Genomic DNA, 25,011 nt, shown 5'->3' on the forward strand with positions numbered 1-25,011 from the left:
CATGCACGCGCTGCAACTCGAAACCTACAAGCTCACCAAGCGCTTCGGCAGCTTCACCGCGCTTGACGACGTGTCTATCACCGTGAGGCCCGGCACCGTGCATGCGCTGCTGGGGGAGAACGGCGCCGGCAAGAGCACGCTGGTGAAAGCCATCGTCGGCTACCACCGGCCCACCGAAGGCAGCGTGCTGGTGGACGGGCGCGAGCGCGAGATCGGTTCGCCGGTCGTTGCCCGCGAACTGGGCCTGGGCATGGTCTACCAGCACTTCACCGTCGTGCCCGGCATGACGGTAGCCGAGAACCTGCTGCTGGCGCGCGGGACGCTTCCCATGGTCGTGAACTGGAAGGTCGCGCGCGCCGAGCTGCAGGCCTTCATGGCCACCGCGCCGTTCCAGCTGCCGCTGGATGCGCAGCCGGGCGACCTGTCGGCCGGCGAGAAGCAGAAGCTGGAGATCCTCAAGCAGCTGTTCCTCAAGCCGCGGCTGTTGATCCTCGACGAGCCCACGTCGGTGCTGACGCCGCAGGAGGCCGACGAGGTGCTGGGTGCGCTGCGCGACCAGGCCCATGCGATGGACTGCTCGGTGCTGATGATCACGCACAAGTTCCGCGAGGTGATGGCCTATGCCGACGACGTGAGCGTGCTTCGCAAGGGGGCGCTGGCTGCCACAGGCCGCGTGGCCGACCAAACGCCCGTGAGCCTGGCCGCCGCGATGGTGGGCGAAGGCGCGAGCGGTGTGGTGACGCAGCCGAAATGGACCCGCGAAATCCGCGAGCCAGGCGACGTGAAGCTGGCCATCGACACGCTGGAGGTCATGGGTGACCGCGGCGAGCCGGCCGTGCGTGCACTCTCTTTGAGCGTGCGTCGCGGCGAGATCGTCGGCATCGCCGGCGTCAGCGGCAACGGCCAGCGCGAGTTGATGCAGGCGCTGGCCGGTCAGCGCGCGCGGCTGTCGGGCCGCGTGACGGTCGACGGCCAGGCCTTCCTCGCCCGCCGCGCAGAGAACCGCGTGCGCAAGGTCCGCGCGCTGCCGGAGGAGCCGCTGGGCAACGCCTGTGTCGGCCCGCTGAGCGTGGCGCACAACATGGCCTTGCGCAGCTTCGACGAGCTACCGTGGGCGCGCGGCGGCCTCGTGCGCTGGGGCGCGCTGCGCGAACGGGCGCGGGAATGGATCGCCGAGTACGGCGTGAAGACGCAGGGCGAGCGAGCGCCGATCCGCACGCTGTCCGGCGGCAACGTGCAGCGCGCCGTGCTGGCCCGCGAGCTGGCCGGCGAGGCCGAACTGCTGCTCGTCAGCAACCCGGTCTTCGGGCTGGACTTCGCCGCCGTCGCCGAGATCCACGGCCGATTGATGGCCGCCCGCAACCGCGGCGCCGCCGTGCTGCTGGTCAGCGAGGACCTGGACGAACTGCTGACGCTGGCGGACCGCATCGTCGTCATGAGCGAGGGGCGCATCGTGCACGACGTGCCGGCTGCCGAAGCGACGCGGCAGTCCCTCGGCGCCTTCATGGGCGGCAAGCACGACGGAGGCCATTGATGGACGCGCTGCTCAGCCTCGACACCGCCGCGCCATTCCCCTTCACGTTCAACCCGGCGCACACGGCGCTGGTCGTCATCGACATGCAGCGCGACTTCGTCGAGCCCGGCGGCTTCGGCGCGAGCCTGGGCAACGACGTGACGCGGCTGCAGGCCATCGTGCCGGCCTTGCGCGCACTGCTGGACGCCTGGCGCGCCGTCGGCGCCGTGGTGCTGCATACGCGTGAGTGCCACCGCCCGGACCTGGCCGACTGCCCGCCGGCCAAGCGGCTGCGCGGAAATCCGTCGCTGCGCATCGGCGACGCCGGGCCGATGGGCCGCGTTCTGATTGCCGGCGAGCCCGGAGCCGGGATCATTCCGGAACTGGCACCGGCGCCCGGCGAGCTTGTCGTCGACAAGCCCGGCAAGGGCATGTTCTATGGCACGTCGGTCGACGAACTGCTGCGCGAGCGAGGCATCACGCACCTGCTGTTCACCGGCGTGACGACGGAGGTCTGCGTGCAGACGTCCATGCGCGAGGCCAACGACCGGGGCTATGAATGTCTCATCGTCGAGGACGGCACCGAAAGCTACTTTCCCGAGTTCAAGGCGGCGGCGCTCGCCATGCTGACGGCGCAGGGCGCCATCGTCGGCTGGTCGGCGCCGTCCAGCGCGGTGATCCAGGCCCTGCAACGGGGCCCGGGCTGAGGCGGTTGCACCAACAATGGTCGAGCTTGCGACTTCCTCCTCCGCCACCGTGACAGCCCCCGCCGAACCCCTCAGCCTGGCCGACCAGGCCTACGCCCAGCTCAAGCAGCTGATCTTCGATTTCGCCCTGATGCCCGGCGACCGCGTCTCCGAGACCGAGCTGGCGCAACGTGTGGCCGTCAGCCGCACGCCGTTGCGGGCCGCGCTGCAGCGGCTGGAGCGCGAGGGTTTTCTGCAGCTGATGCCGCGCCAAGGCTGGCAGGTCGCGCCGCTGGACTTTGACGTGATGGACGAGCTGTACGACCTGCGCACGCTCATCGAATGCGAGGCCGCCCGCCATCTGGCCGAGCGGGCCGAACGAGACGAGCGGCCCGAGCTGCGCCAACTGGCCGAGCTGTGGCTGGTGCCCCCGGCCGAGCGGCTCGCGGATGCCGCCGAGGTGGGCTCGCTGGACGAGGGCTTCCACGCGCTGCTGGTGCAGGGCAGCGGCAACCGCGAGATGGCACGGGTGCACCGCGAGATCACCGAACGCATCCGCATCATCCGGCGGCTGGACTTCACGAAGCCGGCGCGCGTCGAGGTCACCTACGACGAGCACGCCCGCATCCTGCGCGCCATCACGCGGCGCCGCGCCGACGAAGCCCAGCGGCTGCTGCGCGCCCACATCCAGCAGAGCAAGCTGGAGGTGCGCCACATCACGCTGGACATGCTCTACCGCGCGCGGCGCGGCGGCTGACCGCGATGGCGCGCATGGCACACGACTTGCAAATCGGCCTGGCGCGCCTCGCCCTCCGGGTGGCCGGCATCAAGACTCATTTCACGCTGTCTGTTCAACCACCTAGGAGCTTCATCTTGAGACCTGCCACCCGCCTGCTCTGCACCGCCGCCGCCGCGCTCGCCGCCAGCGCCAGCCACGCGGCCGACTGGAGCGACACGTCCATCGGCTACCGTTTCGGCACGAAGTTCGCGGAGCCCTTCGGCACCAACAACATCCACAAGAGCATCCTCGACCTGAACCACGCGAGCGGCTACAGCTACGGCACGAACTTCTTCAACGCCGACCTGCTGCTGTCCGACAAGAACGACCCGTCCAGCCCCGGCTCCGGCAGCGGCGCGACCGAGGTCTACATCGTCTACCGGCACACGCTGGACTTCGGCAAGATCAGCGGCAGCAAGATCGAGTTCGGCCCCGTGCGCGGTCTGGGCCTCACCGCAGGCTTCGACGCCAACGTGAAGGTGGACGCCGGCTACAACTCCCGCAAGCAGATGCTGGTGCTGGGCCCGACCTTCATGATGGACGTGCCCGGCTTCCTGAACGTCAGCCTGCTGCTGCTGAAGGAGAGCAACGCGCCTTACAACAAGTTCACCGGCACCGCCACGCCGCGCTACGACTACAAGACGCACCTGATGCTGACGGCCGCCTGGAGCATCCCGCTGGGCAAGCTGCCGTTGGCCTTCGAAGGCTTCGCCAACTACATTGCGAGCAAGGGCAAGGACGAGTTCGGCGGCTCCACAGCGCCCGAGACGAACTTCGACGGCCAGATCATGTACGACATCGGCGCCGGTGCGGGCACGACACCGGGCAAGTTCAAGGTGGGTCTCGAATACCAGTACTGGCGCAACAAGTTCGGCAACCCGGCCAGCGGCCCCGCCGGCAGCGGCGCCACAGCGAAAACGCCGATGATCAGGGCCGAGTACCACTTTTGACCCCTCGCCCGATCTCGCCCTCGCTGAACGGGGGCGAGACCGGTCGGTCCCCAGAGGAACGGCGAGGCTTGCCGCATCAAGCTGCAAGCAGGGCCGGCTAGGGAGCAGCCGGCGCACGGCCCGAAAGACAACCGCCTCGAATGACCAGACTAGAGCTGATCGGCATCACCAAGCAGTACCCCGGGGTCCGTGCCAACGATGGCATCGACCTCAAGGTCTCGCCCGGGCAGATCCACGCCATCCTCGGCGAGAACGGCGCGGGCAAGTCGACGTTGATGAAGATCATCTACGGCGCGACGAGGCCGGATGCCGGCCAGGTTGCCTGGAACGGCCGCGAGGTAGAGGTCGCCAGCCCCGCGCAGGCGCGGCAGCTGGGCATCAGCATGGTCTACCAGCACTTCTCGCTGTTCGACACGCTGACCGCGGCCGAGAACATCTGGCTGGGGCTGGACAAGGCGCAGTCGCTCGCCGAGGTGACCGAGCGGACGCGCGCCGTGTCTGCCACCTACGGTCTGCATGTGGACCCGGCGCGGCCGGTGCACACGCTCAGCGTCGGCGAGCGCCAGCGCGTGGAGATCATCCGCGCGCTGCTGACGAAGCCGCAGCTGCTGATCCTCGACGAGCCGACGTCGGTGCTGACGCCGCAGGCGGTGGAGAGCCTGTTCGTCACGCTGCGCCAGCTCAGCAGCGAGGGCTGCGCCATCCTCTACATCAGCCACAAGCTGCACGAGATCCGCTCGCTGTGCCACCACTGTACGGTTCTGCGCGCCGGCCGCGTCGTCGGCGAGGTGGACCCGCAGCAGGAGACGAACGCCAGCCTGTCGCGGCTGATGATCGGCGCCGACGCGCCGACGCTGACCGCGCGCGAAGGCCGACGCGGCGCGCCGGTGCTGCGCGTGGCCGGGCTCAGCCTGCCGCAGCAGGACCCGTTCGGCATCACGCTGAAGGACATCGGCCTTGAAGTCGCCGCGGGCGAGATCGTCGGTGTGGCGGGCGTGTCGGGCAACGGCCAGCAGGAGCTGCTGGCCGCGCTGTCTGGCGAGGACGCGCGCGCCGCCACCGGCACGCTGCGGCTGTTCGAGCAGGACATCTCGCATGCGCCGCCCGGCCGGCGCCGCATAGCGGGCCTGCACTTCGTGCCCGAGGAGCGGCTGGGCCGCGGTGCGGTGCCGACGATGTCGCTGGCGATGAACACGCTGCTGACGCGAACCGAGGCTGTCGGCCCGGGCGGATGGCTGCGGCAGGGTGTGGCGCGCCGGCTGGCCGAGCGGCTTATCGAGCGCTTCCGCGTCAAGGCGCCGGGGCCGGATGCGCCGGCGCGCACGCTGTCGGGCGGCAACCTGCAGAAGTTCATCGTCGGCCGCGAGATCGACGCCAGCCCCAGGCTGCTCATCGTCGCGCAGCCGACCTGGGGCGTGGACGTGGGCGCGGCCGCACAGATCCGCGGCGAGCTGCTGCGGCTGCGCAACCAGGGTTGCGCGCTGCTCGTCTTCAGCGAAGAGCTGGACGAGCTGTTCGAGATCTGCGACCGGCTCCATGTCATCGCGCAGGGCCGGCTGTCGCCGTCGCTGCCGATCGCCACCGCCACGCGCGAGCAGGTGGGCGAGTGGATGTCGGGCCTGTGGCCCATGGAGGAAGCCGTCGATGCTCAAGCTTGAGCCGCGCACGCAGGCGAGCTGGCTGGTGGCGTTGGCCGCGCCGCTGCTGGCACTGGCGATCACCGTGCTGATCGGCATCGTGCTGTTCACAGCGCTGGGCAAGGATCCGCTACAGGCGCTGTATCTCTTCTTCGTCGAGCCGGTGAAGAACGGCCGCGCGCTGTCCGAGCTGAGCATGAAGGCCGTGCCGTTGGCGCTGATCGCGCTGGGCTTGGCGGTGTGCTTCCGCGCCAACATTTGGAACATCGGCGCCGAGGGACAGTTCGTGCTGGGCGCTTTGGGCGCCGGCTGGATGGCCATGCAGGCCGGCCCAGGCACGTCGGGCTGGTTCGTCGTACCGGTGCTGCTGGCCGGCATCGCGGGCGGCATGCTGTGGGCCGGCGCTGTGGCGCTGCTGCGAGACCGCTTCAACACCAACGAGATCCTCGTCAGCCTGATGCTGGTCTACGTGGCGACGCTGCTGCTGAACTACCTCGTCTACGGCCCGTGGAAGGACCCGAACGGCTACAACTTCCCGCAGACGGCGCTGTTCGACGCGTCCACGCGGCTGCCACGGCTCGTCACCGGCCTGCGCATGAACGCGGGCCTGCTCATCGCGCTGGTGGCGGTCGCGGCCTTCGCGGTGTTCCAGTTCCGCACATACCGCGGCTATGCGTTGACGGTCGGCGGCATCGCACCGGCCGCGGCGCGCTACGCGGGCTTCTCCTCGCGCAGCGCGCTGTGGACGGCGCTGCTGTTGTCCGGCGGCATGGCGGGTCTGGCCGGCGCGCTGGAGGTGGCCGGGCCGCTGGGGCAACTGACGCCTTACGTCCCGGTGGGCTACGGCTTCGCGGCCATCATCGTGGCCTTCGTCGGCCGGCTCCATCCGGTGGGCATCGTCTTCTCTTCCGTGCTGATGAGCATGTTCTACATCGGCGGCGAGCTGGCGCAGAGCCGCCTGGGCCTGCCCAAGGCGCTGACCAGCGTCTTCCAGGGCCTGCTGCTGTTCACGCTGCTGGCCTGCGACCACGCGCTGCAGTACCGCATGCGCTGGGTGGCAGCCGCCAAGGCGCGCGCGGCGGGGGCGAGCGCATGAACGAGATCGCACTGCTGATCGCCGCAACGCTCAGCGCTGGCACCGTGCTGGCCATCGCGGGCCTCGGGCTGCTCATCAACGAACGCGCCGGCATCGTCAACCTGGGGGCCGAAGGGATGATGCTGGTCGCCGCCATCGCCGGCTTCGCGACGGCGGTCCATACCGGCTCGGACGTGCTGGGCTTCATCGCGGGCATGGGCGCCGGCGCGTTGCTGTCGCTGTTCGTCGGTGGCCTCGTCATCTGGCTCAACACCAACCAATACGCAACCGGCCTCGCGCTCAGCCTGTTCGGTGCGGGCTTTTCGGCCTTCGTCGGCACGTCGTACACGCAGCAGCGGCTGGGCGAGCGCACGCCCTGGGCCATCCCCGGCCTGGCGGACTTGCCGGTGCTGGGCAAGGCGCTGTTCTCCCATCATCCGATGGTCTATCTGGCGATGGCGCTGGCCGTGGCGCTGCATGTCTTCCTGTACCGCAGCCGCGCGGGTCTCGTGCTGCGCGCGGTGGGCGAGTCGCCCGAGTCGGCGCATGCGCTGGGCTATCCGGTGCGCAAGATCCGCCTGGCCGCCGTGGCCGCGGGCGGCGCGCTGTGCGGCCTGGCCGGCGCTTACCTGTCGATCATCTACACGCCGCTGTGGGTGGAAGGCATGGTGGCCGGCAAGGGCTGGATCGCGCTGGCGCTGACCACCTTCGCCACCTGGCGGCCGGCGCGCGTGCTGCTGGGCGCCTACCTGTTCGGCGGCGTAACGATGCTGCAGTTTCATTTGCAAAGCGAAGGCATCGACATCCCGACGCACTGGCTCAGCATGCTGCCGTATCTGTCGACGATCGCGGTGCTGGTGCTGATCTCGCGCAACCCGGCCTGGATCAAGGCCAACATGCCGGCCTCGCTCGGCAAGCCCTTCAAACCCGGTCACTGACTTCCCACCCCACCCGCCAGGAGAACCCATGACATCTCTCGCCACCCGTCGGACCTTTGCGCTGGCCGCCATCGCCGCCGCGGCTGTGCTTGCCGGCTGCTCAAAGAAGGAAGAGGCCGTTCCCGCCGCCGCGCCGGCCTCGGCCGCTGCGGCCAAGCCCGAGCCGCTGAAGGTTGCGTTCGCCTACGTGGGCCCGGTGGGTGACGGCGGCTGGACGTTCGCGCACGACAACGCGCGCAAGGCACTGGAGAAGGAGTTCGGCGACAGGATCGTCACCAGCTTCGTCGAGAAGGTGCCCGAGGCGGCCGACGCCGAGCGCGTGTTCAACGACATGGTGGGCCAGGGCAACAAGCTGGTCTTCGGCACGACGTTCGGCTACATGGAGCCGATGCTGAAGGTGGCGGCAGACCACAAGGATGTCAAGTTCGAGCACGCCACCGGCTACAAGACGGCCGACAACCTGCGGACCTACGACAGCCGTACATATGAAGGTGCCTACCTCGCCGGCGTCATCGCAGGTTCGATGACCAAGACAAACACCATAGGCGTCGTCGGTTCCATTCCTATTCCCGAGGTCATCCGCAACATCAACAGCTTCACGCTGGGCGCGCAGAGCGTGAACCCGAAGATCAAGACCAAGGTCGTCTGGGTCAACGAGTGGTTCGACCCGCCGAAGGAGACCGAGGCCGCCACGGCGCTCATCAACGGCGGCGCCGACGTGCTGATGCAAAACACCGACTCCGCCGCCGTGTTGAAGACGGCCGAGGAGAAGGGCAAGCGCGCCTTCGGCTGGGACTCCGACATGAAGGCCTACGGCCCGAAGGCCCACCTGGCGTCGGCCGTCATCAACTGGACGCCGTACTACATCAAGGCCACGAAGGACGCGCTGGACGGCACCTGGGCTACCGGCAAAGCCTGGTGGGGCGTAAAAGAAGGCGCCATCGACCTCGTCTCCATCGCCGATGACGTGCCGGCCGAGGCCAAGGCCAAGGTGGACCAGGTGAAGGCCGGCCTGAAGGATGGCAGCTTCGTCATCTGGAAGGGCCCCATCGTCGACAACACCGGCAAGGAAGTGCTGGCCAAGGACACGACGGCGGATGACGCCTTCCTGGGTGGCATCAAGTTCTTCGTGAAGGGGGTGGAAGGCAAGGTGCCTGGACAATGAGCCCCTCGCCCAGTCCTTGCGGCGCTGAACGCGCGCAGGCCTGATCGGTCACTCTCGAAGGCGGCGATGCATGCGGCATTGAGCCGCATGCACATCGCCAGCAGGCCGGCTTGGGGCGGCCCGGCGCCCGGCCTGCGGCAACTACGGAATGCACGACATGCCTGCAGACATCGACTTCGACCGCATCCCTCGCTCCGCGCTGCGCGGCCTGCTGGCGCGCATGCCCAAGGCCGAGCTGCACATCCACATCGAGGGCTCGCTGGAGCCGGAGCTGATCTTTGCGCTGGCAGAGCGCAACGGCGTGACGCTGCCGTACGCCGGCGTCGAGGCGCTGCGGGCGGCGTACGCGTTCACCGATCTGCAGAGCTTCCTGGACATCTACTACGCGGGCGCCAGCGTGCTGCTGCAGGAGCAGGACTTCTACGACATGGCCTGGGCCTATTTCGAGAAGGCCGCGCAGGACCATGTCGTGCACGCGGAACTGTTCTTCGACCCACAGACGCACACCGCCCGCGGCGTGTCAGTCGGCACCGTCATCCAGGGTCTGTCGCGCGCCTGCACGGACGCGCAACAGCGCCTGGGTGTCAGCGCGTCGCTGATCCTGTGCTTCCTGCGCCACCTGAGCGAGGACGACGCGCTGTCCACGCTGGAGGACGCCCTGCCCTGGCGCGACCACTTCATCGGCGTGGGCCTGGACAGCTCGGAGCGGGGCCACCCGCCGAGCAAGTTCGCCCGAGTGTTCGCGCGCTGTGGAGAGCTGGGCCTGCACCGCGTGGCCCATGCCGGCGAGGAAGGGCCGCCTGCTTACGTGGAGGAGGCGCTGGACTTGCTGCACGTCGAGCGCATCGACCATGGCGTGCGGTCCATCGAGAGCCCGGCGCTGATGCAGCGGCTGGCCCGCGAGCGAGTGCCGCTAACCGTGTGCCCGCTGTCCAACGTGAAGCTGTGCGTCGTGCCGGACCTCACCGCGCACCCGCTGCCACAGTTGCTCACCGCCGGCCTGGCCGTGACGATCAACTCCGACGACCCGGCCTACTTCGGCGGCTACCTGAACGACAACTTTCTGGCGCTGTTCGCCGCACAGCCGCAGTGGGGTGCCCGTGAGGCCTACGAGCTGGCGCGCAACAGCCTCGCCGCGAGCTTTGCGCCGCCACAGCAACGGGCTGTGTGGCAAGCTGCGCTGGAGGCGGAATTTCAGCGCGCGCTGCCGTCTGCGTGACGACGGCGAGGCGCCGCGCGTCTGCCGTCTCGATGACCGACGCCGCGCCATCGGGCCCTAGGGCATAGGCCACCGGCGCGCGCTCGCGCAGTACTAACACGTCCTGGTAGCGCAAGCAACAGAGTTTTTCCAGGGCCGCCCGGCGACGGAATGGCTATCATTTTGTTAGCAATAACAAATATTGGTAGCGATACCAGACCGGAGACAAGCCGTGGCCCGCGAACCTGCACCGCGTGATGCTGGCGCATCACTGCTGCCGCCAAGACATGACCACCGTGCCCGACTGAACGACGTGGCGCGGGAGGCGGGCGTCAGTCTCGCCACAGTCGACCGGGCGCTGCACCGGCGCCCGGGCGTCAGCGCCCACACCTTGCTGCGCGTGCAGCAGGCGCTGCACCGGCTGGGCCAGTCGCAGGCTGGCACGCCGGCCCGGCCTCGGGAATCGCTCGTCGGTTTTGTGCTGCCGGCGGGAGACGATGACTTCGTGCGCGCGCTGCGCCATGAGCTGACGGCCCTGACGCCCTGGCTGAACGAGCAAGGCGCGCGCATCGACATCCGCACCGCCGACACCCGCGCCCCGGCCGCCGCCGCAGCCGCGGTGCGCCGGCTGCGGGGCCAATACGACGCCCTCGTGCTGATGCTGCAGGACCATCCGCTCGTCCGCGACGCGGTGGACCGCATGGCTGCGGACGGCACCTGCGTCGTGACGCTGGCCGCGCCACTCGCGACGCGGCAGCGCACGCATTTCGTCGGTCTGGACAACTTGGCCGCCGGCCGCACGGCCGCGAGCCTGCTTGGCCGCTTCTGCGGCGAGCGCGCCGGGCAGGTGGGCATCGTCATGGGGTCCCGCGATCTGAAGGATCAGGCCGAACGCCTGCAGGGTTTTCGGGGCCTGCTGGCTGCACAGCATCCGCACCTCGTGGCGCTGGAGCCGCTGGCCTGCCAAGAGCGCGACCCGCTCGCCCAAGCCGAGGTGACGCAGTTGCTGGACGCGCATCCGAACCTCGTCGGGCTCTACAGCGCCGGCGGCGGCAACCGTGGCATCCACGCAGCGCTGAAGACTGCCGGTGCGGCTGGACGTGTGGCCTGGGTCTGCCACGAGCTGAGCGGCGACACGCGCGCCGCGCTGCTCGACGGCTGTGCCAGCGCGGTCCTCGGCCAGTCCGCGGCGCAGGAAGTCCGCGCCGCGTGCCGCCTCGTACTGAACCAGCTGAGCCGGCAGATGCCCACACTCGACGTTGAGCCCATCCGCATCGAGATCTACCTGAAGGACAACCTGCCATGACGACACGCCTGCAACGCGTCGCGCGCGCCTTCGCCACGATGCTCGTCGGCAGCCTGCTGGGCGCCGCTGCGCCGGCCTGGCAGTCCGACAACGGCGACGGCACCTACAGCAACCCGCCGCTGTGGGCCGACTACCCGGACCCCGATGTCATCCGCGTGGGGGAGGACTTTTACTTCGCCACGACGACATTCGCCAACTCGCCGGGCCTGCGCATCCTGCATTCGCGCGACCTCGTCAACTGGACGATCGCCGGCCACGTGTTCCCGCGGCTGACCGGGTCGCCGGCCTTCGACCTGCAGGGCCGCGGCGTCTACCGGCGCGGCATCTACGCCCCCAGCCTGCGACATCACGATGGCGCCTTCTACCTGGCCGTCACGCCCGTGGGCCTGCACACCAGGCTGTGCCGCGCTGTGCAGGTGCAGGGGCCTTGGGACTGCCATGAACTCGACCGTGAGGCCTTCGACCCCGCGCTGTTCTTCGACACCGACGGCCAGGCCTACATCGCCACCAGCGTGAGCTCGGACGGCACCATCACGCTGCTGACACTCAGCGCCGACCTGCGTCAGGTCACCGACGCCCGCAAGATCCACTACATCCGCGGCGCCGAGGGCTCCAAGCTCATCAAGCGCGACGGAACCTACTACCTGTTCAACGCCATCCCGCGCCGTCTGGGCATGAGCATCTCGCGCGCCCGCTCGCTACAGGGCCCGTGGGAGACCATCGACAGTATCAACACCGCGCAGACGGGCGGCCACCAGGGTGCCATCGTGGACCTGGCCGACGGCCGCTGGTGGGGCTTCGTCATGCAGGACCAGCCGACCATCGGCCGCATCACGAACTTCAGCCCGATCTTCTGGAAGGACGGCTGGCCCGTCTGGGGCACGCCGGAGGCGCCCGGCCGCGTGCCGGCCCGCGCGACCAAGCCCGTCCAGGGGCAGCCGCCAGCCCAGCCCGCCACCAGCGACGAGTTCAGCGAGCCGGTGCTGGGCCTGCAATGGGCCTGGAACCACAACCCGGACGATGCGATGTGGTCCCTGCGGGAGCGGCCCGGCCACCTGCGGCTGCACGCCGGCCCCGCAGCCGACTACTGGCACGCCCGCAACACGCTGACGCAGAAAGGCCAGGGGCCCTTCAGCCGCAATGAGGTGTCACTGGACTTCAGCCACCTGGCCGCTGGCGACCAATGCGGCCTGGGCACGCTCGGTAAGGTCAACGGCCAGTTGGCCGCCACGCGCGGGCCGGACGGCCTGTCGCTGCAGTGGCGCCGCATCGTGGATCAGGGCGATGGCGTGCCGCAGACGACCGAGGAAGGCCCGCGAATCGCACTGACAGGCCCACGCGCCGAGCTGAGGCTGGAGATGAACTTCGTGCGCAAGCAGGCCAGCCTGTCGTGGCGCCCGCCGGAGGGCGCCTGGCAGCGGCTCGGCGATGCGTTCGAGCTGGTCTATGACTGGCGCACGGGCACCTTCCAGGGTCCACAGGTGGCGCTGTTCTGTTTCCACGCCGGCAGCGGCGCCGGCGGCTACATGGACGTCGACTGGTTTCACTTCAGCGACCTGCCGGTGGCGCTACCACCAGGTTCCGCGTCCGCACCGTGAGAACGCCACGGCGTCGCCGTTTCAGCGCATTTGCAACAAACCCATCTCCGTTTAGATCAATTTTCGGCGCTTGTCGATGCAATTTTGGACATCACCGCGGGAGCGCTCCCAGGCAAGACCACCTCAGTGGGAGAAACACCACAGCGCCTCCGGGAGAGCCCTCATCGCACAGACTTTGTTAGCGCCTAACAATCAATTTACTTACAGATTCCATCAGGTTACACGCCAACGACGGCGCGCCGCCTGATGACACGTTGCCACGGCCTGCGACCAGGTCGAAGCATCGAAGGGGCCCTGAGCCCTTCCACCGTTCCGGCCCGAGACGGCCATCAGGAGACAACAATGACGAAAACGCAACACGGCCCCGCCACCCGGCGTGCGGCCACCCACGGGGCGCTGGCACTCACCGTGCTGGCGGGGCTGGTGAGCCAGGCCTATGCACAGCAACAGGCCGCCGACCCCAAGCAGACGCAGCAGCTGGACACGGTGGTGGTCAGCGGCTTCCGTAGCTCGCTGGCAGCTTCGGCCCGCGAAAAGCGCGACACCGTCGGCCTGTCCGACTCGATCCACGCCGAAGACATCGGCAAGTTCCCCGACAACAACCTCGCCGAGTCCATCTCGCGCGTGCCGGGCGTGCAGGTGAACCGTGACATCACCGGCGAAGGCCTGAACATCCAGGTCCGCGGCCTGGGTTCCAACTTCACTCGCATCCTGCTGAACGGCGCGCCGATCGCCTCGGCCGGCACCAGCGGCGGCAGCGCCTCCAACGCCAACCGCGAGGTCGACCTCGACTTCCTGCCGGGCGACCTGTTCTCGCGCGTCACCGTCTCCAAGAGCCCCACGGCCGGACTGCTCGAAGGCGCCATCGCCGGCGTCGTCGACATGCGCACCGCCCGCCCGTTCGACAAGCAGGGCACGCGTGGCGTGCTGAAGCTGCAGGTCGCCAAGAACGACCCGGCCAATCAACCCAGCACCCGCGGTACCGCGCTGTTCAGCACGACCTTCGGCGACACCTTCGGCGTGCTGGCCGGCTTCTCGTTCGCCCGCAACCGCGTCGCCACCCGGGGCTTCGAGGTCGGTTACGTGCAGGACTGGATCACGCCGCGCTTGGCCAACCCCTCGCAATCGGGCATCACCAACAGCACCGCCGGCACGACGGCAGGTGCGTGGGGCATCCCGACGACCGTGCCGGCCGCGGCCGCTGGCACCTACACCGTCGGCGGCGTGACGCAGACGCTGACCGCCGGCCAGACCATCGACGCCGCGCTGCTGAAGTCGCTGAACCCCGGCGCCTCCATCCAGCAGCTGGACAACGGCTACGTCCCCCGCCTGCCGCGCCCTGTCAACTTCGAGGGCCAGCGCGACCGCCTGAACGGCCTGCTGAGCGTCGAATTCCGTCCGACCGAAGACTTCGACGGCTACATCGACCTGCTGCTGGGCAGCAAGACGAACAAGCAAGAGCGCTCGGACTTCAACATCAGCGTGCGCAACAGCGGCGTCATCCCGATGGGCATGACTTACGACCGCACCGACTGCGGCAACTACTGTTTCGCCACCGGCGGCACGTTCCTTAACTCCGTCGGTTTCCTTGAATGGCGCCGCATGGACGAGAACACCCACTCGACCTCGCTGACGCCGGGCTTCGAATGGCGCATCACAGACAAGTGGACGCTGACCGCTCAGGGCAACATGGCCCGCAGCGGCTTCAAGCGCCTGGCCCCGACGTTGCTGATCCCGACCAACGCCGCGACGCCATTCACGACGACGATCGGCCACAACGGCGACTTCCCGGTCTACACGCCCAGCATCGACGCGAACGACCCGAAGAACTTCGGCTGGTACACCGGCGGCCCGACCGCCGTGACGGCCTCGATCAACGGCGAGGGCCGCGACATCAACACCCGCGGCGCGCGCTGGAACCTGGCCTGGGGTGACGAGAAGTTCACTGTCAAGGGCGGCATGGCCTATGACACCTACCTGCGCAAGATCACCGGCATGGGCGACGACGGGCGCTGGGCCAACATCGCCTGCGGTGGCAACCTGAACTTCCAGATGCTGGCGCCCAACAACACCGGCCCCAACACCTGCAACGGCAGCATCACCGCCGCCAACGCCGCCGCCACCAACCCAATGACGCAGTTCCCCGGCTACGGCACCGGCTGGACCGCCGGCAAGCCGCCGCTGGCCTATCTGGGCTCCGCGGTGCCCGACATGTCCAAGTACCTGGTTCCGGGTCGCCTGGGCTTCGTCAATCTTGACTGGGCACGCTTCGCCGACGCAACCCATTACTACGACCTCGCCAACAACCTGATCCCGGCGACGGGCAACGGCTTCAGCGGCGTGTCGGCCCAGCGCTTCGGCGAAAACGTGTTCGGCTCGTACATCGAGGTGTCCGGCCAAACGCGTATCTTCGACCGCCTGCTGCGTTATGACGTGGGTCTGCGCCACACGCACGCGTCGCAGATCATCGGCGTGTTCGCCAGCACGCCCGACCCGCGCACGACGGCGCTGCCGGACGGCGGCACGACCAATGCCAGCCAGGGCGCGCGCTACCCGGCCCTGGTCACGGAGACCGCGGCCACGTCCTCGTACAACAGCAACCTGCCGAGCGGCACGGTGGCCTACAACGTCGCCGACGACATGATCGTGCGCGCCGCGGCGTCCAAGTCCATCACCCGCGCCAACCCCAGCGACCTGCGTCCGCTGACGTTGACGGTCAACGACGTGGCCTTCCAGCTCGTCTCGGCCACCAACCCCAACCTCAAGCCGTTCGAGTCCAAGAACCTCGACCTCGGCTGGGAGTGGTACACGGACAAGAAGGGCAGCTACATGGCTGCGGCCTTCTTCAAGAAGGACATCAAGAACTTCCCGCGCACCGTGACGCAGCAACTGACGCTGACGGAGATCCGCCAGATCTACGGCGCCAACAGCATCACCTATGCCGCCGGCAGCCAGGCCGAGACGATCGTCAACGCCAGTGGCGGCCCCGACAAGCACCTGATGACGCTGAGTCAGCCCGTCAACACGAACGACGTCATGAAGCTCAAGGGTTGGGAGCTGACCTGGTCGCAGTCGCTGGACCGCTGGCTGCCGTGGAACGGCTTCGGCTTTGTCACGAACTACACCCGCACGCTGCAGGACCCGGGCACCAGCGGCCAGGTGCCGATCGGCGTCTCGCCCTACACGGCCAACCTGACGGTGTACTTCGAGAACAGCCGAGGCTCCATCCGCCTGAGCAACAACTACCAGGCGCAGAGCTCGTTCGACACGATGGCCTCCGACGGCAACAACGCCTTCCGCCTCATCAAGGCCAACCGAGCGCTGTTCGTGATGGACCTGTCCACGCGCCTGGAAATCGGCGACTGGGTGGGCTGGAAGAAGGGCGTCTCGATCAACTTCGACGTGGCCAACCTCGGCGCGGCCAAGCAGAAGTCATTCGTGCAGGAAGAGTACGCGACGCGCACGTACTGGGATCCGGGCCGCACGTACCAGATCACCGGCCAGATGAAGTTCTGATCGGGCTCGGTCCACGACCCTCAGCAGGGCCGGCTCGCGCCGGCCCTTTTTCATTCCCGGCGCCGCGGCCTGCGGCGCCCATCTCTCCCCTCGACATGACACGCATCGCCGTCCGCTGGGCTGCCCGCATCACGTTCGCCGCCTCCGCGCTGCTGCCGCTCGCACCTGCCATGGCCGCAAACCCCATCGTCCAGACGATCTACACGGCCGACCCGGCGCCCCTCGTGCATGGTGGTCGCGTCTATGTCTACGTCGGTCACGACGAAGGCGACCGCAAGTTCTTCGACATGCGCGACTGGCATGTGCTGTCGTCCACCGACATGGTCAACTGGACGGACCACGGCGCACGTCTGTCGCTGCAGGACTTCCGCTGGGCGAAGAAGCACGCCTGGGCCGGCCACACGATCGAGCGCGACGGCCAGTTCTTCTGGTACGTGCCGGTCGAGCAGGCCAGCGGCGGCATGGCCATCGGCGTGGCCGTAGGTCCCACGCCGCTGGGTCCCTTCAAGGACGCACTCGGCAAGCCGCTCGTGTTCGATAGGCAGGGCGACATCGACCCCGCCGCCTTCCTCGACAACGACGGCCAGGCCTACCTCGTCTGGGGCAATCCGACCTACAAATGGGTCAGGCTCAACCGCGACATGCTGTCGTTCGACACGACGGTGGGCGATAGTGGCGTCATGCGCCATCCGATGACGGTCGAGGCCTTCGGCGCGCGCGCCAAGCCCGACCGCGCCACCGCCTACGAAGAGGCGCCGTGGATCTACAAGCGCGGCTCGCGCTACTACCTCTTCTACGCTGCCGGACCCATACCGGAGCACCTCGCCTACGCCACCGGTCCGAGCCCGACGGGTCCCTGGACCTACGGCGGCGTCGTCATGAAGACGCAGGGCGGCAGCTTCACCAACCACCCCGGCGTTGTCGATTTCCACGGCCGAACCTATCTCTTCTATCACGATGGCAGCCTGCCCGGCGGTGGCGGCTTCTCACGCTCGGTCTGCGTGGATGAGCTGCAGTTCAACGCCGACGGCAGCATCGTGCCACTGGACATGAGCCGTACCGGACCCGAGCCCGTCGCGCACCTGGACCCGTATGCCCGCGTCGAGGGTGAGACCATGGCCTGGTCCGTCGACCTGAAGACGACGCGCGACAGCGAGCGCATCGCCGTCACCGCCACACAGGCGGGTGGCTACCTGCAGCTGCGCAGCGTGGACTTCGGCGATCAGCCCGCACGGCGCGTCGCCGCGCTGCTGCGGGCGGCGCAGCCCGGTCGCATCGAACTGCACCTGGGCCGCGTGGACGGCCCCATCATCGGCACGCTCACGACCGCTGCCACCGGCAGTGGCTGGAAGACCGCCTCAACCAGCGTGGACCGCGTAACCGGCGTGCACGACCTCTTCCTCGTGTTCCGCGGCGACGGCGCGCTGCCCGAGCTGGACCACTGGCAACTCCAGCGCTGACAGCCGACGCCCATCGCCCGGTGCGTCGAAACCCTGGCCCGTCACCGGCGCCAGGTCGCCGTCTCCCAACCGCGGCCCGGCCGTGTCAGCCGCGCATCGCCAGGCCGGGCCGGGGGGACAGCGACGCACGGGCCCGCTTGCGCGGTGCCGCGTCGGACTGGCGCCGCACCAGCTCGCAGCCCATCTGCACGCCACGCGGCTGGAACGGCGCGCCCGCACGGCGCGCCTTGACCTGCTCTACCAGCATGCTGATCGAGCTCGCCGCCATCGCCCGGATGGGCTGGCGGATCGTCGTCAGCTCGGGCCGGCTGCTGGTCGCGATCGGCGTGTCGTCGCAGCCGACGACGGTCAGGTCCGCCGGCACGTCGATGCCCAACTGATGGGCCATGGAGATCGTCGCCGCGGCCATGTCGTCATTGCTGGCGAAGATTGCCGTCGGCCGCTGCGCGCGGTGCAGCAGCGTCTCGGCGGCCATCAGGCCCGAGTTGTACGTAAACAGGCCCGGCACGACGAGCTCGTCCGGTGCCGCGAGCCCGGCGTTGCGCATCGCCTCCCGGAAGCCGGCCAGGCGCGACTCCGTGGCGCTGTGCGTTGCACTGCCGGTGATGAAGCCGATGCGCTCGTGCCCGAGCGCGATGAGGTGCTCGGTCATTCGCATCGCCGCGCCGTGGTGGTCCACGCCGACGGCATTGACCCGCTCATCCATGCGCCCCGGCGCCACCAGCATGACCGCCAGGCCCTTGGCTAGCACGGTGTCGACCAGCGGCGCATGGTCGCTCAGCGGCGGCGCCACGACGACTGCATCCAGCCCGCCCATCAGGAAGGCATCCGCGCTCGTCACGCCGCGCTGCTGGTCCACCCATTCCACGAGCAGCTGCGCGCCATTGGCGCTGGCCTCGTTGATGAGGCCGATGAGGAACTCGCTCAGGTAGCCCGCGCTGGGGTTGCTGTAGAGCACGCCGATGCGGATGGGCTCCAGTTCCATGATGCGGCGCGCGCCATGCTGGGGCAGATACCTCAGCTCGGCGATGGCAGCCAGCACACGCTCGCGCGTGGCCGCCTTCACCGCGGACTCGCCGTTGACGACCCGGGACACCGTCATCGCCGACACGCCGGCCAGACGCGCCACGTCGGCCAGCGTCGGCGGCTTGTCGGGCGCCGCCTGCCTCGCTTTGAAGTGATCCACCATGTTGAACGATATTAACGACAGCGTTTACCTCGGCAGGGAGGCGCGGGACGGATTGAGGCCACCGATACCGGCGGCGACATGGCTTCGGGCGAATTCATGATTGGGCTAACAAGCCGCCGTTGCTAGCATCGCGCGGGCCAGGCGCTCATTGAACCCGCATCGGCTGCCGGCCGCCACCCCATTCACCCTCATTCGTGCCATGTCCTACGGGGAAAAATAGCCTCGTGGTGATGCGGTGCGCGGGCGCGGATCCACACACGCCCGCAGCGGCCCGCGCAATTGATATCGCTATCATCAATAACGCAACAAAGAGACGGAGACCTGCTTGAAAACCATTGCCCCACGCGCACGACGGCTTGCCGCTGCCCTGGTGACCGCCCTGCCCTGCCTGCATGTCGCGGCGCAGGCGACTGCCCCTGACACCACGTCGGTGCGCCCGCCGGCCCCGGTCCGGGCGCAGGCCATGCCGGCCACGTTCAGCAACCCGGTCGTCAGCGGCTTCGCGTCGGACCCGAGCGTGTGCCGTGTCGGTAGCGACTTCTATCTCGTCACCAGCACCTTCGAGTACCTGCCGGGGCTGCCGATTTATCACAGCCGCGACCTCGTGCACTGGCGCCTCATCGGCAATGCGCTGTCGCGCGACACGCAAATCAACTTCACTGGCCGCAAGAGCTCCAAAGCGATCTTCGCGCCGACGATACGCTGCGAAGGCGGACGCTTCTACATCGTCACGACCGACGTCGATGGCATCGGCAACTTCTTCATCACCGCCACCGACCCGGCGGGCGAATGGTCCGACCCGGTGCGCCTGCCGGAAAACGTCTTCGGCATGGACCCGTCGTTCTTCTTCGACGATGACGGCACCGTTTACTACACGCGCCACGGCGGCGGCCGCAACGGCGGCGTCTATCAGGCGCGGGTGGACCTGAAGGCGGGCAAGCTGCTGGAGGAGCCTCGCCTCGTCTGGAGCGGCATGGGCGGCATCTGGCCCGAGGGACCGCACCTCTACAAGCGTAACGGCTGGTACTACCTGATGATTGCCGAGGGCGGCACATCGTATGACCACCGCATCACGATGGCCCGTTCGCGCTCGCCCTGGGGCCCGTTCGAGCCGCATCCGAACAACCCGGTGCTGACGCACCGCGACCTGCCTGACCATCGCTTGCAGGCGCTGGGCCATGCCGACCTCGTCACGACGCCGCAGGGCGAGTGGTGGGCCACGCTGCTGGCGATCCGCCCGCAGGCCGTGGCCGGCGGCCGGCACCACCACATCGGCCGCGAGACGCTGCTGGCGCCGGTGCACTGGCGCGAGGACGGCTGGCCAGAGTTCGGCCAGAACGGCACGCTGGCCGAGCCCCAGCCCACGCGCGGCCTGCCGGGCTGGGCACCGTGGCCCGAGCCGCCGGTGCGCGAGACCTTCGCAGCCGACCGCAAGCTTTCGCCACACTGGGCCTTCCTGCGCACGCTGGCCAAGGACCGCTGGTCTCTGACCGAGCGGCCCGGCCAACTGCGCCTGATCGGCGCACGCACCGGGCTGGACGTCATCGGCACGCCGGCCTTCGTCGGCCGGCGCCAGGAGCGGCTGAACCAGCGCTTCGCGACCGAGGTGGACTTCCACCCCACGGCCGACGGCGACGCCGCCGGCGTGGCGCTACGCATGAACGAGTCGCACCACGCACTGCTGCGCGTGACCGGCGGATCGGAGCGGCGCGTCGAGTGCCTGCAGCAGCTGGCCGGCCAGCCGCGCGTGCTGGCCAGCGCCGCCGTGCCGGCGGCCGCGCTGCAGCTGCAGGTGCTGGCCACGCCGGCCCAGTACACGCTGTCGTGGAAGGCCACGGGCGCCACCACGGGCTGGCAGACGCTGTGCAGCATCCCGACCTACCAGCTGTCTACCGAGACTTCGAGCGGCTTCACCGGCGTCTACATGGGCCTCTACGCGTTCAGCGCGACGGACAAGCCCGCCACGGCCGACTTCGGCTGGGTGGACTTCGAGGCGCTGGGCGACTGACCGGGCGGCCCAGCCGGCACCACGGCGCGGCGGCTACATCAGCGCCGCGCCCTTGACCTGCGCGAACAGCGCCTCGCCCGGCTGAAGTACGAGCGCATCGAGGCTGCGGCGCGTGATGCGGGCCAGCAGGTGCACGGCCGGGCCGGCATCGCCCGGCATGACGCGCAGACGCAGCAGCGCGGTGCTCGCCTCGATCTGCAGGCTGTCCAGCACGACGGGCAGCGCGTTCAACAGGCTGCTCTGCTGCGGCGCGTGGCGGGCCACGCTGACGTCACGCGCCAGCACGCGCGCCCGCACGCGCCCGCCCACCGGCACGGCGGCGGCACCGAGCCACAGACCGCTGCCGGCAAAGCCGATGCGCGTGAGACCGTAGGCCTGGTCGTGCGCCGCGACGGCCGCCTCGACGACGACGCCGGCTTCGTCATGCCGGGACAGCGGTAGGTCAGTGCGCGCCAGCAGCTCCAGCAGCGGGCCGGCGGCCTGCACGCGGCCCTCGGCCATCAGCACGAGATGGTCAGCCAGCCGCGCGGCCTCCTCCAGCGCATGCGTGACGAGCACCACCGGCAGTGCCAGCTCGCGGTGCAGCCGCTCCAGGTAGGGCAGGATCTCTGCCTTACGCGCCGGGTCCAGCGCGGCCAGCGGCTCGTCCATCAGCAGCAGGCGTGGGCCGGTGGCCAGTGCGCGCGCGATGGCCACGCGCTGGCGCTCGCCGCCGGATAGCGTCGCCGGCCGTCGCTGCATCAGCGCACCGATGCCCAGCAACTCGATGACGGCCTCCGGTGCGATGCGTGCGGCATCCGCGCCGGCGCGACGCCGCCCATAGGCCAGGTTGGCTGCCACGTCCAGGTGCGGGAATAACGCGGCCTCCTGGATGACATAACCCAGCGGCCGGCGGTGCGTGGGCAGGAAGACACGGGCGCCGTCGTCCTGCCAGACCTGCCCGTCAACGACGATGCGGCCCGCCGCGCGCTCCAGACCGGCCAGCGCGCGCAGCACGGTCGTCTTGCCGCAGCCCGACGGTCCGAACAGCACGCTGACGCCCTGGCCGGGCAGCGCCAGATCGACCGACAGGTGAAAGCCGCGCCGCGGCAGCGCCAGCCGCAGCTCGATCACGTGCCCGCCTCCACGCCGTCCACCTGCGCGGCGCGGCGCCGGTTGGCGATGTGCAGCGTCAGCAGCACCAGCAGCGCGAAAGCCACCATGCCGGCCGCCAGCCGATGCGCGGCGGCGAAGTCGGTCGCCTCGACATGCTCGTAGAGCGCCACCGACAGCACGCGCGTCTGGCCCGGGATGTTGCCGCCGATCATCAGGACTACGCCGAACTCGCCCACCGTGTGCGCAAAACCCAGCACGCCCGCCGTGACGAAGCCGGGCCGAGCCAGCGGCAGCGCTATCGTCACGAAGCGGTCCCACGGCCCGGCGCGCAGCGTGGCCGCGGCCTCCAGCGCGCGGGCCGGCACCGCCTCGAAGGCCTGCTGCAGCGGCTGCACGACGAAGGGCAGCGAGTACAGCACCGAGGCCACGACCAGCCCCGGGAACGTGAAAGGCAGCCGACCGAGGCCCAGCCAGGTCGTGAACTGGCCGACCGGCCCGTGCGGCCCCATCGTGACAAGCAGATAGAAGCCCAGCACCGACGGTGGCAGCACCAGTGGCAGCGCGACGATGGAAGCCACGAGCGGCTTGGCGGCCGAACGGGTGCGCGCCAGCCACCACGCCAGCGGCGTGCCAACGAGCATCAGCAACAGCGTCGCCAGCGATGCCAACTCGGCGGTGAGGCGGACGGCGATCCAGTCGTCGGCGCTCAAGCGCTCACTCCTTGTAGCCGTAGGCGGCGATGACGGCCTTGGCCGGCGCGCTCTTCAGATAGTCGAGCAAGGCTTTGGCGGCGGCGCTCTTCTCGCCGGCTTTCAGCAGCACGGCGTCCTGGCGGATCTCGCCGTACAGCGACTGCGGCACCTTCCACAGCGAGCCCGTCACCGGCTTGCCCGGCACGGCCACCTGGCTCAGCGCGACGAAACCCAGTTCGGCATTGCCCGAGGCGACGAACTGGTAGGCCTGGGCGATGGAGTCCGCCGTCACCAGCTTGGGCGCGATGGCGTCGGTCAGCCCCCTGGCCTTGATCGTCTCGACGCCGGCGGCGCCATAGGGTGCGATCTTCGGATTGGCGATGGCCAGCTTGGTGAACCTGCCCGCGGCGAGCACCGCGCCCTGGTCATCCACGAGGCCCGGCGTCGCGCTCCACAGCACGAGCTGGCCGATGGCATACGTGAAGTTGCTGCTGCTCACCGCGTGGCCCTCGGCAACGAGCTTCTTCGGCGTCTCGTCGTCGGCCGCGATCAGCACCTCGAACGGCGCGCCGCCGGCCACGATCTGCGTGTAGAACTTGCCCGTCGCGCCGGCCGACGCCTTGACCGTGTGGCCGGTCACGGCGGTGAATCCCTCGCTGATCTTCTGCAGCGGCCCGGCAAAGTTGGCGGCCACGGCCACCAGCACCTCGTCGGCATGGGCCGGCAGCACGGCCAGGGCGGCCAGCGCAGCGGCGCATGCCGCACGGGGGAAAGAAAAGGTCAGCTTGAACATGCGGTACGTCCTCGGGTGGGTCAAACAGGATTCAATCGATGACGGCCAGGATGACGCTGGAGACCTTGAACGCGGCGCAGGCGCGCACGCCCTCGGCCAGGCCCAGCGCGGGCACGGATTCACGCGTCAGCACGGCCACGGCGCTGCGGCCGCCACTCAGGTCCACCGTCACCTCGGCATTGACCGGCCCGTCGACGATGCGCGACACCGTGCCCCACAGCTGATTGCGGGCGCTCAAACGCAGCGCCGGGTCGGTGACGAGCAGCAGCGACGACGCCTTGACGAGCGCGACGACCTCGCTGCCGATCGCTAGGCCCAGCGTCTCGGCCGACTCGCGCGTGACGACGGCCACCAGCTCCAGCGCGTCGTCCAGCCGCACGCGCACCTCATAGTCCACGCGGCCTTCGCGCAGCCCGCTGACGGTGCCGACGAATTGGTTGCGTGCACTGGTGCGCACCGACATCCGGCGCAGCAGCCGCTGGAACGAGGTCGCATCGCCGCCGGGCATGTCCGCGAAGCGCTGCGACAGCCGGTCCAGCGCAGCCTGGTGCTCGGCCTCCACGGCACGGAACATCGCGATGACGCGGCGGCCATGGTCCGTCAGCCGCGTGCCGCCGCCGGCCTTGCCGCCAGTACTGCGTTCCACCAACGGCTGGTCGGCCAGGTTGTTCATCGCGTCCACCGCGTCCCACGCGGCCTTGTACGACAGCGGCACCCGCTTGGCCGCCTGCGAGATCGAGCCGCAACTGTCGATGGCCTCCAGCAGCCGCACGCGCGTGTCACCCAGGAAGGCACCAACATCGGTGGCCACCTCGATGCGGCCGGTGAAGCGTGATGGCGCCGACTTGGCGAGGCGGGGTCTGGACGTGGCGGGCATGCGGGGCGGCGTGGTGGAATCCTGAAGGCTTTGTCGTGAAGTCGACAAGCGTCATATCCTGAACGATACAACCAAGTTCCGTGCCATGCCCCCTCAGCACCCTGGAGCCTCCGCCGTCAACGCGCTGGACTGCACCGTCCGGCAGCTGGCCGACGGCCCCATCAATTGCGAGCTGACGCTGGCGCTGCCCGGTGGCGAGCCGTTGGTGACCGTCGTCACGCGCGACGCGGTGCGTGCGCTGGGCCTTGCCGAAGGCGCCGCCGTGCGCGCGCTGGTGCATGCACCGTCCGTCGTGCTCGCCACAGGGGGTGGCGGGCCGCTGGCCCGCAACCAGCTACCCGGCACGGTGACGGCGCTGCACACCGGACCACTGCGCGCCGAGGTCGCCGTTGCGCTGGCCGGTGGCACCGTCGTGCTGGCCGTCGTCAGCGTCGAGGCCGTGGCTGTCCTCGGCCTGGCAGTGGGTGCCGCCGCTCAGGTGCTGATCCAGCCCAGTCAGGTCATGCTCGCAGGCTGAACAGGGAATGGCATGCGCTG

Annotated in this window: 20 protein-coding genes; 15 read left to right on the forward strand and 5 right to left on the reverse strand. The window is 69.2% G+C overall.

Annotated elements, in window-relative coordinates; genetic code table 11:
• The first annotated feature begins 1 nt into the window (after position 1).
• The 13 genes from LXT13_RS19105 to LXT13_RS19165 all read left to right on the forward strand — a co-directional run bounded on the left by LXT13_RS19105 (position 2) and on the right by LXT13_RS19165 (position 17,820).
• Positions 2–1,534, forward strand: coding sequence for an ABC transporter ATP-binding protein (locus tag LXT13_RS19105; protein ID WP_233373544.1), 1,533 nt, complete (start codon positions 2–4; stop codon positions 1,532–1,534).
• Positions 1,534–2,220, forward strand: a complete 687-nt coding sequence (locus LXT13_RS19110; RefSeq protein WP_233373545.1) for a cysteine hydrolase family protein — start codon at positions 1,534–1,536, stop codon at positions 2,218–2,220. Before LXT13_RS19105 ends, LXT13_RS19110 begins: the two co-directional genes overlap by 1 nt.
• 49 nt (positions 2,221–2,269) lie before the next feature.
• Positions 2,270–2,956 (forward strand): GntR family transcriptional regulator, encoded by a 687-nt coding sequence (locus tag LXT13_RS19115; protein WP_233373546.1) that lies wholly within the window; start codon positions 2,270–2,272, stop codon positions 2,954–2,956.
• 116 nt (positions 2,957–3,072) lie between these two features.
• Positions 3,073–3,927 carry an outer envelope protein gene (locus tag LXT13_RS19120; protein WP_233373547.1) on the forward strand — a complete coding sequence of 285 codons (855 nt, stop codon included), beginning with the start codon at positions 3,073–3,075 and terminating at the stop codon, positions 3,925–3,927.
• A 140-nt stretch (positions 3,928–4,067) separates the two neighbouring features.
• On the forward strand, positions 4,068–5,585 hold the full coding sequence (locus LXT13_RS19125; RefSeq protein WP_233373548.1) for an ABC transporter ATP-binding protein: 1,518 nt from the start codon (positions 4,068–4,070) through the stop codon (positions 5,583–5,585).
• The gene (locus tag LXT13_RS19130; protein WP_233373549.1) at positions 5,572–6,660 is read left to right on the forward strand and encodes an ABC transporter permease; all 1,089 of its coding nucleotides are present in this window, start codon (positions 5,572–5,574) and stop codon (positions 6,658–6,660) included. Before LXT13_RS19125 ends, LXT13_RS19130 begins: the two co-directional genes overlap by 14 nt.
• A complete protein-coding gene (locus LXT13_RS19135; protein WP_233373550.1) occupies positions 6,657–7,577 on the forward strand; it encodes an ABC transporter permease in 921 nt (306 codons plus the stop codon). The genes LXT13_RS19130 and LXT13_RS19135 overlap by 4 nt, the downstream gene beginning before the upstream one ends.
• Positions 7,578–7,605: 28 nt before the next feature.
• Positions 7,606–8,742 (forward strand): BMP family ABC transporter substrate-binding protein, encoded by a 1,137-nt coding sequence (locus tag LXT13_RS19140; protein WP_233373551.1) that lies wholly within the window; start codon positions 7,606–7,608, stop codon positions 8,740–8,742.
• Between the two features lie 148 nt (positions 8,743–8,890).
• On the forward strand, positions 8,891–9,961 hold the full coding sequence (locus LXT13_RS19145) for an adenosine deaminase (RefSeq protein ID WP_233373552.1): 1,071 nt from the start codon (positions 8,891–8,893) through the stop codon (positions 9,959–9,961).
• A 211-nt stretch (positions 9,962–10,172) separates the two neighbouring features.
• Entirely contained in the window at positions 10,173–11,246 is a 1,074-nt protein-coding gene (locus LXT13_RS19150) for a LacI family DNA-binding transcriptional regulator (protein ID WP_233373553.1), read from the forward strand.
• Entirely contained in the window at positions 11,243–12,844 is a 1,602-nt protein-coding gene (locus LXT13_RS19155) for a glycoside hydrolase family 43 protein (protein WP_233373554.1), read from the forward strand. Before LXT13_RS19150 ends, LXT13_RS19155 begins: the two co-directional genes overlap by 4 nt.
• A gap of 342 nt (positions 12,845–13,186) precedes the next feature.
• The gene (locus tag LXT13_RS19160) at positions 13,187–16,360 is read left to right on the forward strand and encodes a TonB-dependent receptor (RefSeq protein WP_233373555.1); all 3,174 of its coding nucleotides are present in this window, start codon (positions 13,187–13,189) and stop codon (positions 16,358–16,360) included.
• A 95-nt stretch (positions 16,361–16,455) separates the two neighbouring features.
• Entirely contained in the window at positions 16,456–17,820 is a 1,365-nt protein-coding gene (locus tag LXT13_RS19165; RefSeq protein ID WP_233373556.1) for a glycoside hydrolase family 43 protein, read from the forward strand.
• An 85-nt stretch (positions 17,821–17,905) separates the two neighbouring features.
• Here LXT13_RS19165 and LXT13_RS19170 read toward each other — a convergent pair whose 3' ends face one another.
• Positions 17,906–19,006, reverse strand: a complete 1,101-nt coding sequence (locus LXT13_RS19170; RefSeq protein ID WP_233373557.1) for a LacI family DNA-binding transcriptional regulator — start codon at positions 19,004–19,006, stop codon at positions 17,906–17,908.
• A 373-nt stretch (positions 19,007–19,379) separates the two neighbouring features.
• On the opposite strand from LXT13_RS19170, the gene LXT13_RS19175 reads away from it, so the two are divergent.
• A complete protein-coding gene (locus LXT13_RS19175) occupies positions 19,380–21,017 on the forward strand; it encodes a glycoside hydrolase family 43 protein (protein WP_233373558.1) in 1,638 nt (545 codons plus the stop codon).
• Positions 21,018–21,050: 33 nt separating this feature from the next.
• On the opposite strand, the gene modC is transcribed toward LXT13_RS19175, so the two are convergent.
• The 4 genes from modC to LXT13_RS19195 are packed head-to-tail and all read right to left on the reverse strand — an operon-like array spanning position 21,051 to position 24,474.
• The gene (modC, locus tag LXT13_RS19180; protein ID WP_233373559.1) at positions 21,051–22,130 is read right to left on the reverse strand and encodes a molybdenum ABC transporter ATP-binding protein; all 1,080 of its coding nucleotides are present in this window, start codon (positions 22,128–22,130) and stop codon (positions 21,051–21,053) included.
• Positions 22,127–22,822, reverse strand: a complete 696-nt coding sequence (modB, locus tag LXT13_RS19185) for a molybdate ABC transporter permease subunit (protein ID WP_233373560.1) — start codon at positions 22,820–22,822, stop codon at positions 22,127–22,129. Before modB ends, modC begins: the two co-directional genes overlap by 4 nt.
• A 4-nt stretch (positions 22,823–22,826) precedes the next feature.
• Positions 22,827–23,597, reverse strand: a complete 771-nt coding sequence (gene modA, locus LXT13_RS19190; protein WP_233373561.1) for a molybdate ABC transporter substrate-binding protein — start codon at positions 23,595–23,597, stop codon at positions 22,827–22,829.
• 31 nt (positions 23,598–23,628) lie between these two features.
• Positions 23,629–24,474 carry a TOBE domain-containing protein gene (locus LXT13_RS19195; protein ID WP_233373562.1) on the reverse strand — a complete coding sequence of 282 codons (846 nt, stop codon included), beginning with the start codon at positions 24,472–24,474 and terminating at the stop codon, positions 23,629–23,631.
• 85 nt (positions 24,475–24,559) lie between these two features.
• Between LXT13_RS19195 and LXT13_RS19200 the strand changes: the two genes are divergently transcribed.
• The gene (locus LXT13_RS19200; RefSeq protein ID WP_233373563.1) at positions 24,560–24,991 is read left to right on the forward strand and encodes a TOBE domain-containing protein; all 432 of its coding nucleotides are present in this window, start codon (positions 24,560–24,562) and stop codon (positions 24,989–24,991) included.
• The last annotated feature ends 20 nt before the right edge of the window (positions 24,992–25,011 follow it).

Origin of the sequence: Pelomonas cellulosilytica (genome assembly GCF_021353265.1) — a bacterium.
Classification (GTDB): Bacteria; Pseudomonadota; Gammaproteobacteria; order Burkholderiales; family Burkholderiaceae_C; genus Pelomonas; species Pelomonas cellulosilytica.

What these genes read in the sequence shown, in the direction of transcription:
- LXT13_RS19105 (WP_233373544.1), top strand. Translation starts at nt 2, where the DNA reads ATGCACGCGCTGCAACTCGAAACCTACAAGCTCACCAAGCGCTTCGGC.
- LXT13_RS19110 (WP_233373545.1), top strand. Translation starts at nt 1,534, where the DNA reads ATGGACGCGCTGCTCAGCCTCGACACCGCCGCGCCATTCCCCTTCACG.
- LXT13_RS19125 (WP_233373548.1), top strand. Translation starts at nt 4,068, where the DNA reads ATGACCAGACTAGAGCTGATCGGCATCACCAAGCAGTACCCCGGGGTC.
- LXT13_RS19130 (WP_233373549.1), top strand. Translation starts at nt 5,572, where the DNA reads ATGCTCAAGCTTGAGCCGCGCACGCAGGCGAGCTGGCTGGTGGCGTTG.
- LXT13_RS19135 (WP_233373550.1), top strand. Translation starts at nt 6,657, where the DNA reads ATGAACGAGATCGCACTGCTGATCGCCGCAACGCTCAGCGCTGGCACC.
- LXT13_RS19140 (WP_233373551.1), top strand. Translation starts at nt 7,606, where the DNA reads ATGACATCTCTCGCCACCCGTCGGACCTTTGCGCTGGCCGCCATCGCC.
- LXT13_RS19145 (WP_233373552.1), top strand. Translation starts at nt 8,891, where the DNA reads ATGCACGACATGCCTGCAGACATCGACTTCGACCGCATCCCTCGCTCC.
- LXT13_RS19155 (WP_233373554.1), top strand. Translation starts at nt 11,243, where the DNA reads ATGACGACACGCCTGCAACGCGTCGCGCGCGCCTTCGCCACGATGCTC.
- LXT13_RS19160 (WP_233373555.1), top strand. Translation starts at nt 13,187, where the DNA reads ATGACGAAAACGCAACACGGCCCCGCCACCCGGCGTGCGGCCACCCAC.
- LXT13_RS19165 (WP_233373556.1), top strand. Translation starts at nt 16,456, where the DNA reads ATGACACGCATCGCCGTCCGCTGGGCTGCCCGCATCACGTTCGCCGCC.
- modA (WP_233373561.1), bottom strand. Translation starts at nt 23,597, where the DNA reads ATGTTCAAGCTGACCTTTTCTTTCCCCCGTGCGGCATGCGCCGCTGCG.
- LXT13_RS19195 (WP_233373562.1), bottom strand. Translation starts at nt 24,474, where the DNA reads ATGCCCGCCACGTCCAGACCCCGCCTCGCCAAGTCGGCGCCATCACGC.
- LXT13_RS19200 (WP_233373563.1), top strand. Translation starts at nt 24,560, where the DNA reads ATGCCCCCTCAGCACCCTGGAGCCTCCGCCGTCAACGCGCTGGACTGC.